Below are 17,790 nucleotides of genomic sequence, written 5' to 3' on the forward strand. Positions count from 1 at the left end.
AAAAATTAGAATTCCATTAGAGACCCTCACAAACTCTCTAATATTATGGTAAAAGTTGTTCCTTTTGAAGGTGCTGAAGCTGCAGTAATAGTACCGTTATGCAGCTGAATAATCTTGTGGGTCAGAGACAATCCAATACCGTTGCCTTCTGCGTATTTTTTGTTGTCACCTCTATAAAAAGGTGTGAAGATGTTTTTTATATCGTTTAATGGAATACCAATTCCTTTATCTGAAAATTTCAATATGATCTTTTTTTTATCAAAGGAAACTGAAACCATGCTTTGGCGGTTCTCTGAAAACTTACATCCATTTTCGAAAAGATTGACAAAAGCAGTTTTTAATAAATATTCGTTCCCTTTTACTGAAATTTCACTGTCATCTTCAAATTCCTGTTCAAAATGAATGTCTACTTTATACTCTGAATTTGCCCTCTGTAATTGTTGTCTGGCATCCAAAAGAACCTCATCTATACGCACCTGCTTGAATGCTATTTCAGAAGGGTCATAACTTGCTTTGGCAAAATCCAGCAGACTATTTGATAATCGGGCTAATTTTCGGGCATCGCTTAAAGCGCTTTGTATGGCTAATTGATATTCGCTTATTTCTCTGTTTTTAGTAATTGAAAGTTCCAATTCGGTAATAATAGCAGCAAGCGGCGTACGCAATTCATGGGATATATTGGAAACAAATTGTTTTTGGGCATCAAAAGAGTTTTCTAAACGATTAAGCATTTCATTAAAGGTATTGGCCAATTCCGAAAGTTCGTCTTTATTTTCATTATCATTTAAACGTAAATCAAGATTAGTAGCTGTAATATTCTTCATCTGATCTGTCATTTCCTTAACGGGTTCAAATGCTTTTCTGGAGAAATATCTTCCTGCCGCGTAAATGAATAAAATAGAAAGTGTAAAGACAAAAATGATATTATGAAGCAGGTTGTTTAATTTGCTGTAACCGTATTGATCATAAGAAGTAGCGGTAATAATGTAGCTCTTTTTTTCATACGTATACCTCAACCCTATCACCTGCCAATCCTGCTGATAAAAACGTTTTTCGCCCTTTTGGTAAATTTCCTTAACCATTTCGGGTGTTTCTTTTACAAAATCAATATCAACAGCATCATGGTAAAGAAGATTGAAATTAACATCATAAATCGCCACTTCAACTTCATTAAGCACTTTACGGTTGTTTCGATAAATATTTTGCAGGGTTTTTACCTCTACTTTGGCATTAAAAAACAAATTGGCCTTGGTAATTGCTTCTTTTTTCAGAACGGCATAAAACTCTTTTTCCCGGTCTTCTTTGGCTGAAAAATAAATAATTGCTGCAAATACAAGCAAAATTGCAGCTGTGATGATACTGAATAATATAGTTAAGTGCGTTCTAATCCTCATTATTTAATTTCAGGATAAATCCCATCCCTGATTTGGTATGGATAAGTTTCTGGTCAAAATCTTTGTCAATCTTTTTTCTTAGATAATTGATGTAGACATCAATAAAATTAGTTCCGGTGTCAAAATGAGTATCCCAGACCTTTTCTGCGATTTCTACTCTTGACAAAACTCTTTCAGGATTCAGAAGCATAAACTCCAAAAGATTGAATTCTTTTGGCGTAAGATTGATTTCTTTTCCATTTCTTTTGACTGTTTTTTCATTGAGATTCATTTCAAGAGTCGCATATTTTAAAACATTTCCTGAATTATTTCCTATGTTTATATGTCTTTTGAGTAAGGCTCTTATGCGAACCAATAATTCACGCATTTCAAAAGGTTTCACAAGGTAATCATCGGCTCCGGCATCAAAGCCTTCCACCTTATCGTCTGTGGTACCCAAAGCGGTCAGCATAATAATAGGCAAGTTGGGTTGGTTTTCACGAATGACTTTACACAAATCTAATCCGTCCATTTTTGGTAAAATGATATCGGTAATCATTAGATCAAACTCATTTTGCAAGGCCATTTTCTTTCCTGAAATTCCATCATAAACTAAAGTACAGATAAACCCCTGTTCTTCCAATCCTCTTCGGATAAGCTCAGCAACTCTTAAATCGTCTTCTACAATTAAAATTTTCATACTTACAAATTTAGATTTTATTTCACTTGCCAGTCCTTTTTACAAAATTTTTCTACTAATCCTCTTAGAAAAGTTCTGTAAATGTGCTTAAATAAACTTGATCTAATAAAGAAGCCGTCACAAAACAAATTCTATGACGGCTTCTCTATTTTAAAACTTCCTGATGATACAAATTCATGAAATTTTAAAAGATGTAATGTGATGTCTTTATTCAACAGTGTTTACACTATTTGTGAAATCATTAAAAGTGCAATAAAAAAAATCGTAGTAAATACCATTAAATTGATAACTCTGTCTTTTTGACGAACCGCTTTATTTGATATGCCCAATTTCTTTATTTTTTTCTTTCTTGTTTTATCTTCATTCATGGTTGCTCTAATTTATATTGTTTTACACCTGTTAGTATCGGTATTCCGATTTGCATTTTAGAGACAATTGATATACCAAACATTTTCAAAAAGAACAAAACACTGAGTAACAAACAACTAAAACTAAAAGCATATTTCTCAATTTACCAATACCTATCAAAATGATACGATCATCCATCCAAAATGGAAGGATTAAATTACTTTCCCCCAAAAAAAAACTTCTCAACCAGAATGAAATAAATCCCTAAACGGTAAAAGCATCAAAGTTATGGAGAGGCAATGCTTGCAATATTGTTTACCACTTCGTTTATTCCGTTTAATTTGTCTGTGGGTATAAACATTCCGTTTGCCAGAAGAATTATAGTTAGTTTTTTGTCGGGGAATTTCCTGAACGCTGTGGACACCCCACCGGAAAAACCATACGATACTTCTCCTTTAACTTTTATGAAGTCCAGTCCATAAGTAAAATCCCTTTTGACTTCGTAATCAAAGGGTTTTAACAATTGAACTTTCGTTTGCTCTGAGATAAATTCGTTGCTGTCCAGTTTCCTATTCCATTCTACAAATGCATCAAGCGTTAAATTCAGGGCAGCGGCTCCGTATTCGTATTCCGGAAAGTTCCAGTTTCTTTTTAAAATCTGTCCACTATTTGCTGTATTGACATAGCCATAGGTTAAATTTTCAACGACTTTTAAATTATTACCTTCAAAGACGGCTTCTTTTTGTGATAAAGGAAACTGTGTATCCAGGATATATTCACTTAACTTTTTTCGGGTTACTTTTTGAACTATACGATTTAAAAGCCAAAAGTTGGTTTGGTTGTAATCGAATTGGTTTCCCGGGCTGAACTTTATGGTATCGCTATATACTTTTTGTTTTGTATCCTCTTCTTTACTGTCCGTGTACTCAACAATATCCGGCAATCCTGATGAATGTGTTAAGAGATTTTTAATTCTCACCTTCTTCCAGCTATCGGGTAAATCTTCTACAAAATCCGAAATAGTACTCTCCAACGACAGCTTGTTTTGTTCGATCAATTGATAAACGGCTACAACTGACATTACTTTTGTGGTCGAGAATAAGGGAAATAACGTTTTATCAGTTACCGGAACACTCATTTCGATATTTGCCAGTCCGTAATTTTTTTTGTGAATCAGTACTCCATTCTTTACTACGGCCACAGCCAAACCCGGAATATTGTACTGCTTCTTAATTTCTACTATATAGGCGTCAATTTTTTTGTTGCTTTTAACTTGTGCCTCTATATTTATTGCCCAAAATGTACCTAGAATTATGGTCAGTAAAAATCTGTTTATCATAGCATCTAATTGTTTTTTAATTCGTTTTTGAACTATTACCGGAGACCTCATCTCTGTTAATACGTAATACTTCCCACTAGTTGCAGTTTGCCAAAATATCGGTTTTCAGGATATTTAACTTTTTAATTTACCCCAATATATTTAATTGAAAAAAATCCTGATTTTTTGATTACCTTATTTGATCAAACTGCGGTTAGCGGATGTTTTTATGGTTTATTCTTTTTTAGAAATAGCTCTCCAACTGTAGCTTTTATGTACTATTCTCCAGTTTCCTTCGTATTTAAGAATTAGAAAGTAATCTGTAAAAGTGCGCCAATTGGGTACTTTAATTTCTACTTTCGCAATTGCGGCATCTTTCTCCATATCAATCGCAAGAATGCGTCCGATTCGGTTTAATTTTTCCCCTGTTTTTATGTTAGCGATGTATTGTTTACCGGAACGTGTCCACAGCGTATCATTGGTTACTGTGTACAAATTAAAATTGGGATGGAAGGCTTTTCTAAGTCTTTCGGGCTGTCCTTCTGCCGTACCTTCAATGTAGTCAAAAAGGACTTCGGTGATTTGATCAAAGTCACTTTTTACCGTATTATTTCCTGCCTCTTTATCGTTTTCCCTGATTAATCTTACTACTTCATTAGCCACTTTGGTACCTGAAGTAGGATCCTGCCCCGTTACAAACCTGCCATCTGTTACATAAAAAGCGTCTCTTCCTTTTTCTGAATAAACAAAGTTTCCTTTATTGGCTACAATTGCTTTATTCATCGAAAAGGGAAATGTTTTATAATAGGCCATCTCTTTACTTTCAAATTCATCCGGAAAACCGGTGATTTTTCGTCCCACATAGAGTGAAACTCCGTTCTCGTCTTTCAAATAAGCAATTCCTGCTGTTCCATGGCAAATCGTGGAGATAATTCCATTTTTTTTATAAATTGCCCCTGCCAATTTCTGAATGGTCTGGTTTTCGGCTACACCAAACATTGCGGCACCTCCACCCGTATAGAATATTGCGGAATAATCATTAGCCGTAACTTCTTCAGGTTTCCTGGTCTGTTTCAATTTACTCATAAACCAACTGTCGTATAAGTATGTTTTTTGGATACTGTCGGAAGCGTTAATGTATCCAATAGGAATTGCTCCTCCCTTCGGACTTATAAAATCAACCTTGTAACCTGCCTTTGTAAATATGTCGTACGGAATTACTATTTCTTCAAAGTGATTGGATGTACTTATTTTCGTATTGCCATAAAAATCCTGATTTGAGGTAACAAATAGTATGTTTTTTTGCGCATGAATACTTTGAGGATACAGCCCCGTAAAAACTAGTGATAAAACGATTATTTTTAACATTTTTCTGGAGATTATCGGTTTTAGTTTGAACAAAAAGTACTGGGTTATCCTTTTGGTTTTACTTCCGCTTCAACCATTTTGTGAGGAGTACGGGTTGAAATTTTATCTACAATAAACCAGCCCTGGTCTGTTTTCAGAAGATTGAAATAGTCTACAAACAATAGTTTTGCAGTGCTTATTTCTACTTTGGCACTGGCCGCATTATTGGTAAAATCAATAGAAACGATGCGACCTGACCAATTATCAGGTTTAACATCACGCTTTTTATATCCTACCAGATACTTCGATTTGGGAACGACTACGAATTCTTTTTCTCTGAAGCCTTTCAGCTGCCAGGAGCTGTGGAATGCCTGACCTACTTTAACCGAGTCGCCAGTGGCCTGACCGTCTATGTAGAGATTTAGTGTTTTTTGAATCAAACTCCAGTCATCAGTAGTATTTTGACTTTGAGCATTTGATTTAAAAAACAACAGACTTAATCCGATAAACAAAAACACTTTTTTCATTTTTAATTTTTTAGGTTATTAATAATGAATGCAAATGTCCGGTATCGTCTTAGTTTACAGGGTATAGATTATAAAACTGAAGTCTCATTCTATAAATTAGAACTCATTTGGAGTACCGTTTTTGATATTCGGTGGGGGTTAATCCGGTTTGTTTTTTAAAGGCGGTGAAAAACGTTGATTTAGAATTGAAACCGCTATCATAACCCAAACTTTCAATGGTATAGTTTTTTTCGGTTTCTAATAGCTCTTTTGCTTTCTCGATTCTGTATTCTTTAATGAGATTGGAGAAGGATTTGCCTACTACTTCATTTACATATTGTGATAAAATATGTTTGGTTACTTTTAGTTCTTTTGCCGCTTCTTCCAAAGTGAAATTGGAATTTAAAAAAAGTTCTTTTTCTACTATAACAGAAAATTTTTGACTAATCAGATCTAATGTCTCTTTATCAATGCTTTTGTTTTTGTATCTCTCTTTTTCCTGAAAGAAAGTAGTTTCCTGGCTATTTCCGTAAATTAATAGTAAAATGATCAGGTATAAAATAAAGGTAAAGGATAATGCTCCGACGATATAAGAAGTGTAAGCAGCGAAAGTATAGGCTGCCCAAACCAAAGCTACTCCAAAATAGATGCTAAGGAACCATACTTCTAACTTTTTTAAGCTCTCCTTCTCTTTGATTTTCTTCAGAATTGGCTGAATATATTTAAAAGAAAAACCGATATAAACCAACCATTGAAGATATATGGCTTTTACAATCCACATACGCCAGATCTGAGGGTGCTCTACGTAAGAATAAAGACTTCCCAGAATTGCCATCATCACCAAATAAGGTATTGTATGTGTAATCCAGACTGATTTGGAATAGGGACTGTAAGATCGGAGATATAAAAATAGAAAAGGGCCAATAAGAATGCAGGCCGAAAGTCCGATTTGAATAAAAGTATTCGATAAGTGAGGATTAAAATAAAAGAAAACCGATTTTATAATTCTGATGCTTAATACCAATAACAGTAAGGATAAAAAATAGTTTGCAAAAATTTTCTTTTTGGCATTTACCGCAAAATATAAGGAAAGCAGGAAACCATTAAAAGCTCCTAAGGCACTAAAAAAGAATAACAATTCATGTGATGATAACATTCTTATCTGTTTTTTGGTACGGTTTATTGTTTTATAATCTCTGATTTCAATGAATCCCTTCAGGCTCTGTTATCAGCCGGATTTACAGAAGAAACAGACTCTATTTTCTCTGCCAAGATAAAGTTTTTTTGTGAAGAAAAAATGCAATCGCAGTAAAAACCGACAATTTAAAAGAGGTCCTATTTTTTGAATATTACGTCTTTTAAATGGTATTGAAAACTCTTTTTCTGTTCTAAACAATTACTGTTGCTGTAATCGCTTCCGAATAAAACAGATCACTTCCAAAAATCGTTACCGGGCATAAAAAAACCTCCAGAATCATACGATTTTGGAGGTTTCGATTTATTTTTTTTAGATGTTTGTTTTGGTATAAAAATAACTTTGTGCTGTTTTATTACGAAGCAAGATTAATGACAATGTTTCCATATTCAACACTATTATCAAGCATTTTTTGATGTGCTAAAGGCAGTTCATCCCAGGTAAACACATCAGATATAACGGGATGAAATTTTTTCTGTAAAATCAGTTGATTGGCATGATACAATTCAGACAGGGATGCAAAATGAGAGCCTTGTATCCTTTTTTGTCTCATCCAGACGAATGAGGCATCAAAAGACATATTAAATCCTGATGTAGCACCGCAGAAAACAACCATACCTCCTGATTTTACAACATAGGTACTTACGGGAAGGGTTTGTGAGCCAATGTGATCAATAACAATATCAGGATTCACTTTTTTGCCTAATATATCCCAAATGGCGCTTCCAAATTTCCTGACTTCTTTTAAGTATTCTTTGTATTCTTCTTTATTACCAATGTCAGGTAAAGCTCCCCAACAATTGAACTTTTTCCGATTGATATAACCGACAGCTCCAAGCTCCATACATTTTTCTCCGCGCTCATCACTTGAAGTAACGGCAACCGCATTTGCTCCTGCCAATTTAATTAACTGAATGGCGGAAGCTCCCAAACCTCCACTTCCACCCCATACCAGTACATTGGTTCCGGGTTTCAAATCGTTTGGAGCAAATCCGTAAAGCATTCTCCAAACGGTGGCGTAAGTCAGCATATAACCTCCTGCTTCTGCCCAGGTTAAGTGTTTGGGTTTTTGAAGTAATTGTTGTGCACGAACTTTGGTATACTGTGCAAAGGAACCGTAAGGGGTTTCGTAGCCCCATATCTTCTGTGATTCGCATAACATCGGATTACCGCCGTTACATTCCTGACATATGCCACAGGTTTGTCCGCAGTGTACGATGACTTCATCTCCAACTTTAAATTTAAATTCCGGATTATTCTTTAGTCCTTCTCCGATTTCCCATACTATTCCGGATGCATCACTTCCTGCGATATGAAAATCCTTGCCGTGAAATGCAGTAGGCGAAGCTGGTTCTCCCAATCCGGCCCAAAGACCATTGTAATTTACTCCGGCAGCCATCACTTTAACGAGAACTTCATTAAATCCCAATTTTGGGGTTTTAATCACTTCCTGCTGAAACGCCTGATAAGGAGTTCCATGATTTTCCGGTCGTATGACATAGGCATGCATTAAAGCGGGAGTATGTCCTAATGGCGGACATTCATCCATTTCATATAAGTCTTTTAAAAGTATTTCTCTTTCAAGTTCAAGTAATAATTTTTCCATAATTAGGTTCATTTTTTATTTTTAATTATTTTCTTGCTGTAGTAGTTGTGCAACCTTAAATTCCTTCTGCGATGACTACCATCAATTCGCAGAAGGTCAATTCTCTTTCAAGGTTGCTAAAACAGGATATGGGTTTGTCTGGATTTTATTTGATCGTACTTTGTGGTAATCGAACAAAACTTGTTATCAATTTTAAAGCTCTTTGTATACCAGGTATCTTCACCGTAGGTTACATGACCTTTATTGATTTCAATCTCCGTAAGCGGAATAGACATTCCTTTTCCTATTGCCTTAATTACTGATTCTTTTCTGGTCCAGAATTCATAAAACTTATCCAATCCATCACGATTGATTTCTGCAAATTCCTGAGTGGAAAATACATTTTCGAATAAGGAATAATTGATTTCATTGATTTCTTCAATATCAACTCCTATTTCCTGTTTGCTAAAAACACATACAACTGTATTGCCGCTATGTGAAATATTAAAGTTAAAACTGCTGTCTAACATATAAGGTTTCCCATAAATGTCTTTAACAATTTTATCGAATTCAAATGTGTTGTTTCCCAATATGTGAGATCCCATGCAAACCATTAGTTTTCCAAACAAACAGTTGTATCTGTCATCCCATCTTCTGTATTTAAGTACTTCCTGTCTAAACTTTTGAGGTAAAAATTCCAGGTAGTATTTTAAAATACCCTGATCAAGATTACTATCACTTGAATACTGAAATAAGTAATATTCATCTTCTTTTAAATCTATTTTAGGAATGGATTCAAAATCATTAAAGGCTAAGTAATGTGTCGAATTTTGCATCATACTATTAAGGTGTATAAAAATTTACATTGAGGTTTCTCACTGCATATTTTGCATTAGACTTTACCAATATTTTATATTTTTTTAATTTCAATGATACCTACGTATAATTGAATATTGCTCTCAGTACTGGTTACAATGCCATCAGTTGTTACTTGTAACAATGACACTATTTTTTTACTGTTTCATATTCTCATGGAATATCTACGGATCTGATTAAATCAAACTATTTTTAAACCTCTAAAAGGCTTTTTATAAACAATTTATTCCATTTTAATTGCCCTCTCCAAGGTCATATGGCGGTTTAAGAAGCAGAACTGAATATTGCTGCTTTTAAAGGACAAACTGCTTTACTTTTTGCCGTAGTGTCAGCTACTGATGCGCCTTGTTTGATTAAACTCATCTTAAGTGCGCACATTACTCCATTTTTAGCACAGTTACATTTTGGCTTACTATCTTTCATCTTTTTGGTGTTTTTGGTTGTTAATAGTATTTTTTTTAGAAAAGAGCTTGATTTTACGGTTTGGGTGAATTCTGCCAGCTTTCAAAACTCATACTCCAATAGACCGCCGTCTCTTTTAGAAAGAGACGGCCAGTATCTATCAGGATTGTAATCATAAATAAAAACTGTCTGACATTACGGTGCTCTTCAGCTCCTATCCGGCTTGTCTAAATTTTTGAAACTTCATTGAAAGCTTACGCCTGAAGGGCTCTCTTAAGTTTTCTTTCTAAAACCAGTGTACCAATTTTATAACCAAAAAAGAAAAGAATTGCGGTGTTTAAAGCATTAAACAACGGGAAAAGAACGTAGATAAAAAGACTGGATAATCCGATATTTACGAAAAGTTCTTTTACATATTCTACTCTTGATTCATAGATAAGGAATACGGTAGTAGCTACCACGAGTCCGATTAGAAAGCACTTTAGAAAAACTCTTTTGTTTTCAATTTTAAAAGCTGCAATAAACCCCGTTACAATGGTAAGGATCAATATTACGGTATAGTTGTTTATTAAAAATTGTGCTAGTAACACAACTACATAAGGCAAGTAATTCAGTATATTTTTCATTAGTTAAATTTTATAGTGGTTATAATTTTTTCCAGTTTAGCAGGATTCGCAACAAATTGGCTTTTTTTGTACTCGCCTTTTCTCCAGGATTCGATTTGATCTTTGTAATGTGTAGAATTTATCAAACCGCTCTGGCCTCCGGCCAAAATTGTATGTGCCTGTATGTTTCCGTTTTTTACTTCATATACTGCACGGAAGACCGGATGAAACTTTTCTGTATTAATATTAATGGTATTGACATTACCTCCGATATTATCAATTTTTTCTCCCAATCCCGGAATGAACATCATGTTGTTGATATCAAACTTAGATATCTTTTTATAGGTAACTTTTTTCCATTGATCGCCATAACTTTGCGTTAGGGTGTCAAGTGTTCTCTTGAAAATAGCATCTACAATTTTTTGTTTGTCATCACCTCCCGGAAGGGTGTATTTTTTATCGTTTAAATATTTTAAGAAGTTCTGTAAAGAAGGCTCTTGTTTTACCTGCAGTCTGTTTTTTGCAAATTGCTTAGCTTCTTTTATAGAAACTTTTCGCAGCATTTCAAAAACTAATCCCTGATTTCCGTCGCCTTTCATATTTCCATCCCAATTTTTTAACTCTTTTACAATGCTATTGTATTTTTCTTTTTGCGGATAGTTATTCATTAAGGTTTTAAAATCATTAAGGGAAATATCAACAACATCACTCTGCATTTTCTGAATTTCAGGAACGGACCAGTTTTTCTTTTCTTCTAACACCGAGTAAATACGTTTGGCTCTGTAATCGTCTTTTGAACCATGTGCTCCAAAATAAACATTGTTTTGAATTGGCTGCTGGTTTGCTGAAAACAAAAATCCGTTATCGGGATTGTAAGCCGACCAGAAAGCATCTAAAGCTTTCACTGGAGTGTACTTTTTGCTACCGTCTAATACCTGACCGATATAATCGCTGCTTCTTGCCGGTAATTCGCCCGCACATACGATTCCAATATTATTGTCAACATCGCTGTAAGCAAAGTTTTGTGGAGGATAACTGTAGTCTTTTAAAGCTGTTGAGAAGCCATCCCAATTTTTACTTTTCATGACTTCATACATTGCTTTTACAGAGTTACTTTTTTCTGCAGCGTACCAATGCTGTGCATAATACTGTCCATTTTCTTCTTTTATAACTTTTCCATGTACCGTACTTCTGTACTTTTCTATAAAATCAGGTTTTCCTTTTACTTTGATCGTGTAATTTTTAATCTGGAAAGGAATCCATTTTCCTTCATATAAATACAGACTGTCATTTTTTACCTGAAGTTTGTATCTGTCTACCAGATCCCATTCACCATTGGTAATTCCCCACGAAATTTTATCATTGTGACCGCTCGCTATAACCGGAACACCAGGAATTGTGAAACCATATGCTTTAAAACTTCCGGTTACAATGTGAGCTTCATAAAAAGCTTCCGGAAGCGTCAAATACAGGTGCGGGTCATTTGCCAGAATATTATTTTTACTTTTTGTTTTGGTGTTGTTTACCACCCAGTTGTTACTTCCTACACCCTGATAGAACTTATGATTGGTCATCAATTTTGCTCCCAGATCAAATAACGACGGTTCTTTTTGAGCGTTCTCTACTGAGGCTGTCTCCAAAGAATGAGCTCCTAAATGAGGCAGATTAGTAGTGGAAGGTAATAAACCGGAAGGCAAAATGGTGTTTATACCTTTTGGCTGTAAAGGATAAAAATAAGTGATCTCCTGACCCGGTAGTTTCTCCAAAATTTCCTGCTGATCAATATGGTGATCAAAATAAGTCAGCGTATAACTCATATACCAAGTGAAAAGCAATGAATACTCGGTTTTCCATTTTCTCGGTGCTGTGCCTAACGCTTTATACAAAGGATCTGTATTCTCGTTATTGTTTAAGTAAGCATTTACCCCATCAGAATAAGCTTGTAAATAAGCATAAAATTCCGGGTTCTCTTTTTTGTAGGTTGCCAGTATCTCTTCTGATTTTCTTTCAAACTCATACGGCTTCCAGAATTTGTCCGATTTTAAGGTTCCGGACCATAAAAATTCTGATAATCTTCCCTGTACGATTCTTGAGATCATCTCCATCTGAAAGTACCTGTCTTTTGCATGCATGTACCCCAGTCCGTAAGCCGCTGCTGTTTTTGTAGCTCCATAAATATGCGGAATTCCAACATTGTCTACATAGATGTCTAATTTTTGATCACTTTTTATCTTTTGAATTCCATCACTTTGTAAAGGCACAGACAACAGACCTGTTTTATAGGTTGTTAATTTTCCCAGGGAGCCAAATGGACCCAAATTAAAGGTTGTGATAAATATCCAAACTAGGGACAATAACACAAAAAGCACTACTTTGATTGTTTTGTTTCTTTTCATTTTTTTCAAGATTATATCTTTAGATAATAGATTTTATACGTTTAGTGGGTCTGTTCCTAATTTTTTCATTTTGCAAAGCATATAAGGCCCCTCTCTCTTTACCGGAAAATAAAAAGAGAGCTGTACGGGGCCAAAAAGGAAATTATTAGGTTATTTTAAACTGTTCTAAAAGATTTCGGCAAGTTCAGAAATGTTTGTTTTTTCTAATTTACCATACTCCATTTTAAGTAAAGTATCTGCAGTATTGTAATATTTGTCATCGTGTGTGATGGCTATGATTGTTTTATCCTCATCGCGAACCAGTGTGGCAATAATTTCGGTATAAAATTTATGTCTGAAATGCGGATCCTGATCTGCAGCCCACTCGTCCAGTACAATTATAGGTCTGTCTTCTAAAAGTGTATTGATTAAAGCGATTCGTTTGCGTTGTCCGGTAGACAAATGAGTGGTCGAAAAATAACCGTCTTTTATGTGCACTTTTCCTTCTAACTCAAACAATTTCAAATATTTATTTATTTTATCATAATCCACATTTGTTATTCCGTAGAATTCATCAAACAAATAAAAATCACTAAAAACGGGAGCAAAAAGGTTTTTTATTTTCTCTAATTCTTTTAGCGGAACTAATTCTCCATCGATATAAGCTTCCCCATTATCTAAATCGTAGAGATTTAAGACGGTATTAATAAAAGTTGTTTTTCCTTCTCCGTTACCTCCGTATACAAAGACAATCTCGTTTCTTTTAATGTCAAAGTTAATTGGCCCGACTGAGAATTGATTTTCTCCAAAAGAAAAGGCATAGTTTCGTATTTTTAAATTTGAAAAATCTTTGTATTCTTCTTTATCATCAACCTCTTTCAATTTTTCAAGTTCGGTAAGTTCTTTTTTTAGTTTTTCCATTTTTTTCAGGGATACTAAGGCTCTGTTCATTACCGGAATAATAGACATTACACTTACAATTGGTCCCATTAAATACAATAAAACAAATATGAAACTTATTTTGATTGCTATAGGCGTTTGAAATACTGGTCCTGCAAACACCAGAATAAATGTAATAAGGCTATAAAATAATAACTGACTTATTATTTCGCTATTTAGATATTTTAAAAGTGCCGTAACATATTTATCTTCTCCGGTTGTGGCAATTTTCATTACTTTCTGATCGTAAATCTGAGTTCCTTTATCGCTGTTGATATTAATTTCTTTAGCTCCGTTGAGAATGCTGTTAAAAATTCCGATAAATACTTTTTCCAATTCTCGTACTTCTTTTATTTGTCGATTACTGGTTTTTGCCCTCAGTGTATATATGCATACTCCTAACGCAATAACAGCAAGACTGACTGCGAATAGTTTTAAAGACAAAAAGGCCATATAAACCAAACAGGCAAGTATTAGAATAATCGAAGAAAAAAAGGTAATAATCATTAAGGAAGCATTTGAAATATGATTTACGTCTGTCGCCAATGTTGTATATACTTCCTCTTTGTATTCCTGAAGTTTTCTGTAAGGTGCTTTAAGAATCAATTTTATTACATCTTTTCTAATGTCCCAGTATATTTTTTGAGACAATCGAATAATCCCTTCTGACAACCATCTGCGCGAAACAAAAAATACAACAATGGTTCCTGCAAAAAGGTACAGATAATTTTGCATGGATACTGTTTCGGTTGAGGTTATAGAATTGCTTATAATTTTATTAATTATGGTGATAAATGCAAATCCCGACAATCCTGAAACTATAGCCAGTAAAGAGTATCCTATCAAGGGTCTTAAAGGTATGAGTTTAAAGTCGCTAATTTCTGATATATTGTTTTTCATAGCTATTTTTTAATAAAATTGTAAATAGTCCCCGGCCCCACTACGCAGGAGTTTCTATTTTACTGATTTAGTTTCCGGTGGGATGATTTTGCTTTCGCGAAAACAGAACAATAAGTGTATATTTTAAACCTGCAAATACACACTTATCAGATGGCTTTTATCTTTTTTCTGTTAGGTACACACTGCTGAATAAGCAGCACATTCACTAATAATTTTTGCCAATGTTTTTACCTGATTGTGAATAAAGAAATGATTTCCGGGCAGTACCTGATAGTCAAATTTTCCACTGGTATATAGTTCCCAATTCTGAATGTCTTTGGATGTTTCTTCCTGATCTCCCATCACGGCATAAATTGGAGTGTTAATTACAAGACCTACTTCAGAAAGTTTATTTTTTTCTAAAATTTCAAAATCGGCTCTCATGATAGGACTAAAATAATTGTAAAGATCTTCATCTTCGAGTATCTCTTCCGGAACTCCCCCAAGAGATCTCAGTTCTTCTTTAAATTCAGAATCAGCTAAGGAGTGCCTCACTTTATCATTATAAGAAGCACCAGGCCCCGGATTACCTGAAACAATTAATATATGGGGCGAATCCAGCTGTTCTTCCATTTTTTTTGCAACTGACAATCCTAAAGTTGCCCCCATACTATGACCATAGATAATATAGGGTTGGTTACTATTTCTCAATCTTTTAATTTGAGATACATAATCATCTATGGCATCTGTCTTTTTATGAAGATGTCTTTCGAGATTTCTTTTTCCTCTACCCGGAAGTTCTAAGGCATGATATTCAAAACTATTCTGAATATAGTTCTTTAGAAAATCAAAAGAGTAGCAACTTCCTCCTGCAAAATGCAGTAAAAATATCTGTATTTTTTGATTTGAATACATAGTTTGTTTTTTTAAGATGTAGCAATTGTAAGGGTGTTATTCTCTGTTACTTTTATGCTCTTTTCTACTTTTAGCTTTGTTAAATCTATAGTTGAAATTAAGGTTCCATCTCGCTGCATTAAAATTGGTCATCTGGTTTACAACAAAATCACTTCCAATGGTTGTTTCTCTTGTTTTTCGAGTATTAAAAATATTACTTACTCCCAGTGTTAATGTTCCATTATTATTAAACAGCGACTTTCCTAAAGCCATATTCAGATAGTAAAATGACTTGGTTCTTGTCTGAGCATCACTTACAGGTGCCTGATATTCGAATTTACTTTGTAATGTAAAGTTTTTAGGAAACTTAACCTGACCTAATAAAGTTGCTGTCCAGGTTTCATTAGAATAATCCAGATTCGTTGTTCCCACACTTCCTTTCTGATCAAAACTATAGGCATTAATTACTGCATTTAAAGACAGCCATTTTGCCGGAGCATACTGTGCTGAAAGCTCTACTCCAAATCGCGATTCTTCATCAAGATTGATTAAAACGGTTTCAAAAACATCGTCTGAATTTTGCGATGTAAAATATTGAAAGTTGTTTTGGGTTTTAGAGTAGTACACAGACGGATTAAGTACCCATTTTTTTGTTTTGCTTAAAAGACCTAATTCAATACCATCTGTTATAGAAGGTACAAGTCTGATGTTTCCAAAAATACGGGAGTTAAAATCCTGAAGTTCCGGAAAAGGGTTTAACTGAAATAAATTAGGCCTGTTGATACGCTGGCTGTAATTTAACTGAGCTGTTGTTTTGTCGGAAAGGGCATAACTTAAATTTACAGATGGAAATAGTCTTGTATAGGTACTATCTATAAGAATATTTCTTGTGTTTTGATCTTTAATTTCGATACTGGTATACTCTGTTCTTAAGCCTAACTGGTAACTGAATTTGTTTATCTTATTTCCATACTGGACATATGCCCCAAGAATTTGTTCTTTGTAGTCTAATCCATTATTAAAACCATCTATTGGCTTTAAAGTTCCGTTAACCTCTTCATCAGCGGCAAAATCTGTAGTAATTAATCTGTGTTCGACTTTTACTCCTGCTTCAAGATTTGCAGTTTCGCTTAAAGGGGTTACAAAATCAGATTGGACTACAATATCATCATTTCCTCTGTTGGATTTTGTATCGATAAGAGAACGGTCTCCGTTGTTAGGTGTAATCGTTCTTCTCTCAATGTTAAAGTCTTTTGTACTATTCCAAAAATCATACTGAGCGTCTATTGTAAATTTCCTGCCCGGTTTTTTGAACGTTTTGGTATAGTTAAATTCCAACTGATTGTAACTTCTTTTTTCCTGTGAATCAGCGATGGTTTGAATGTGTGAATTACCAACTCCGTCTCCTGAAAGATAATAGTTAAAAGTATTGGTATCTTTATCTTTGGTCTGATTTCGGTAAAATGCTGCTGTAATCGAATTGTCGTCATTTATAGCATAATCAAGTCCCAAATATACCAATCCACCATCATCATGTCTGTCCTGATCTTCGCGCTGGCTTAAAAAAAGATTCTTTCCGTCTGCAGTAGTCACCTGATCTCTGGTGTTAAGTCCAACATAATCGGAATAACGAACTCCAAAATTAGAAAACAAATTAAATTTTCCTTTTTTGTAATTAAGGCTTCCCAATATTCTGTGATCTGCCGGTGTTCCGGTTGAAAGGGTCATACTCCCGCTCAGGTCCTGCTTATTGTTCTTTTTTAGAATAATATTGATAATTCCTGCCGATCCGGCTGCATCATAACGTGACGAAGGATTGGTAATAAGCTCGATCGATTTTATGGATTCTGCCGGAATTTGTTCCAATCCCTGAATCGATGTTAGTCCCGATTTTCTTCCGTTAATAAGAATAAGCACATTATTATTACCTCTCAGACTGACAGAACCGGAAGGGTCTACTCTAACGGAGGGTACATTGTCGAGTACCTGTGTTGCAGATCCTCCTTTTGAAATCAGATCTTTACCTACATCAAATACTTTTTTATCCAGTTTTAATGCCAACTGAGAAGTCTCAGCGGTAACAACAACTTCGTTCAGAGAGGTCACATTCGACTTCAATTTAATCGTTCCAAGATTAATATGGGATTTAGAACCGTCTACATCTAGTGCCATTGTAGTAGTTTCAAAGCTAAGAAATTGAAATTCGACGGTGTACTTCCCTATTTTCATCCCTTCAACTTTAAAATCTCCTTTATCATTGGTAATCACCGTTTCGACAATTGATGCATCCTTTTTTATGATAACTGAAGCATAAGCCAACTTTTCATTAGGGTCTTCTCCTGTTATTGTTCCTGATACTTGAGTCAAAGATTGGGCAGATACAGAACACATACATAACAATACTAGTGCATATATGAATATTGATTTTATCATGATATTAATTATTAT

At 34.6% G+C, this 17,790-nt stretch carries 15 protein-coding genes; all 15 read right to left on the reverse strand.

Annotated elements, in window-relative coordinates:
- Window positions 1-26: 26 nt before the first annotated feature.
- Complete coding sequence (locus tag BHE19_RS10815) at window positions 27-1,394, reverse strand: sensor histidine kinase (RefSeq protein ID WP_070907109.1); 1,368 nt, start codon at window positions 1,392-1,394, stop codon at window positions 27-29.
- Entirely contained in the window at window positions 1,384-2,073 is a 690-nt protein-coding gene (locus tag BHE19_RS10820) for a response regulator transcription factor (RefSeq protein ID WP_017495525.1), read from the reverse strand. The genes BHE19_RS10815 and BHE19_RS10820 overlap by 11 nt, the downstream gene beginning before the upstream one ends.
- Window positions 2,074-2,294: 221 nt before the next feature.
- Window positions 2,295-2,441, reverse strand: coding sequence for a hypothetical protein (locus tag BHE19_RS22780; RefSeq protein ID WP_017495526.1), 147 nt, complete (start codon window positions 2,439-2,441; stop codon window positions 2,295-2,297).
- Between the two features lie 266 nt (window positions 2,442-2,707).
- Window positions 2,708-3,760, reverse strand: a complete 1,053-nt coding sequence (locus BHE19_RS10825; RefSeq protein WP_165607922.1) for a serine hydrolase domain-containing protein — start codon at window positions 3,758-3,760, stop codon at window positions 2,708-2,710.
- Between the two features lie 213 nt (window positions 3,761-3,973).
- Window positions 3,974-5,107, reverse strand: coding sequence for a nuclear transport factor 2 family protein (locus BHE19_RS22295; protein WP_083342514.1), 1,134 nt, complete (start codon window positions 5,105-5,107; stop codon window positions 3,974-3,976).
- Window positions 5,108-5,151: 44 nt separating this feature from the next.
- Window positions 5,152-5,613 carry a nuclear transport factor 2 family protein gene (locus BHE19_RS10835; protein WP_070907111.1) on the reverse strand — a complete coding sequence of 154 codons (462 nt, stop codon included), beginning with the start codon at window positions 5,611-5,613 and terminating at the stop codon, window positions 5,152-5,154.
- Between the two features lie 103 nt (window positions 5,614-5,716).
- Window positions 5,717-6,748 (reverse strand): helix-turn-helix domain-containing protein, encoded by a 1,032-nt coding sequence (locus tag BHE19_RS10840; protein WP_070907112.1) that lies wholly within the window; start codon window positions 6,746-6,748, stop codon window positions 5,717-5,719.
- 394 nt (window positions 6,749-7,142) lie between these two features.
- On the reverse strand, window positions 7,143-8,393 hold the full coding sequence (gene ccrA / locus BHE19_RS10845; RefSeq protein ID WP_070907113.1) for a crotonyl-CoA carboxylase/reductase: 1,251 nt from the start codon (window positions 8,391-8,393) through the stop codon (window positions 7,143-7,145).
- Window positions 8,394-8,509: 116 nt separating this feature from the next.
- Complete coding sequence (locus BHE19_RS10850) at window positions 8,510-9,211, reverse strand: 4'-phosphopantetheinyl transferase family protein (protein WP_083342515.1); 702 nt, start codon at window positions 9,209-9,211, stop codon at window positions 8,510-8,512.
- A 301-nt stretch (window positions 9,212-9,512) separates the two neighbouring features.
- Window positions 9,513-9,671, reverse strand: coding sequence for a hypothetical protein (locus tag BHE19_RS22785; RefSeq protein WP_157495779.1), 159 nt, complete (start codon window positions 9,669-9,671; stop codon window positions 9,513-9,515).
- Window positions 9,672-9,904: 233 nt separating this feature from the next.
- Window positions 9,905-10,276 (reverse strand): hypothetical protein, encoded by a 372-nt coding sequence (locus BHE19_RS10855; protein WP_070907115.1) that lies wholly within the window; start codon window positions 10,274-10,276, stop codon window positions 9,905-9,907.
- A complete protein-coding gene (locus BHE19_RS10860) occupies window positions 10,276-12,651 on the reverse strand; it encodes a penicillin acylase family protein (RefSeq protein WP_070907116.1) in 2,376 nt (791 codons plus the stop codon). Before BHE19_RS10860 ends, BHE19_RS10855 begins: the two co-directional genes overlap by 1 nt.
- Window positions 12,652-12,816: 165 nt before the next feature.
- Window positions 12,817-14,469: a cyclic peptide export ABC transporter gene (locus BHE19_RS10865; RefSeq protein ID WP_083342516.1), complete on the reverse strand. Its 1,653-nt coding sequence runs from the start codon at window positions 14,467-14,469 to the stop codon at window positions 12,817-12,819.
- Between the two features lie 171 nt (window positions 14,470-14,640).
- Complete coding sequence (locus BHE19_RS10875; protein ID WP_070907119.1) at window positions 14,641-15,363, reverse strand: thioesterase II family protein; 723 nt, start codon at window positions 15,361-15,363, stop codon at window positions 14,641-14,643.
- Between the two features lie 36 nt (window positions 15,364-15,399).
- Window positions 15,400-17,775, reverse strand: coding sequence for an outer membrane beta-barrel family protein (locus BHE19_RS10880; protein ID WP_083342517.1), 2,376 nt, complete (start codon window positions 17,773-17,775; stop codon window positions 15,400-15,402).
- Between the last annotated feature and the right edge of the window lie 15 nt (window positions 17,776-17,790).

The sequence above is a fragment of the Flavobacterium tructae genome (assembly GCF_001853485.1).
GTDB classification, from domain to species: Bacteria; Bacteroidota; Bacteroidia; order Flavobacteriales; family Flavobacteriaceae; genus Flavobacterium; species Flavobacterium tructae.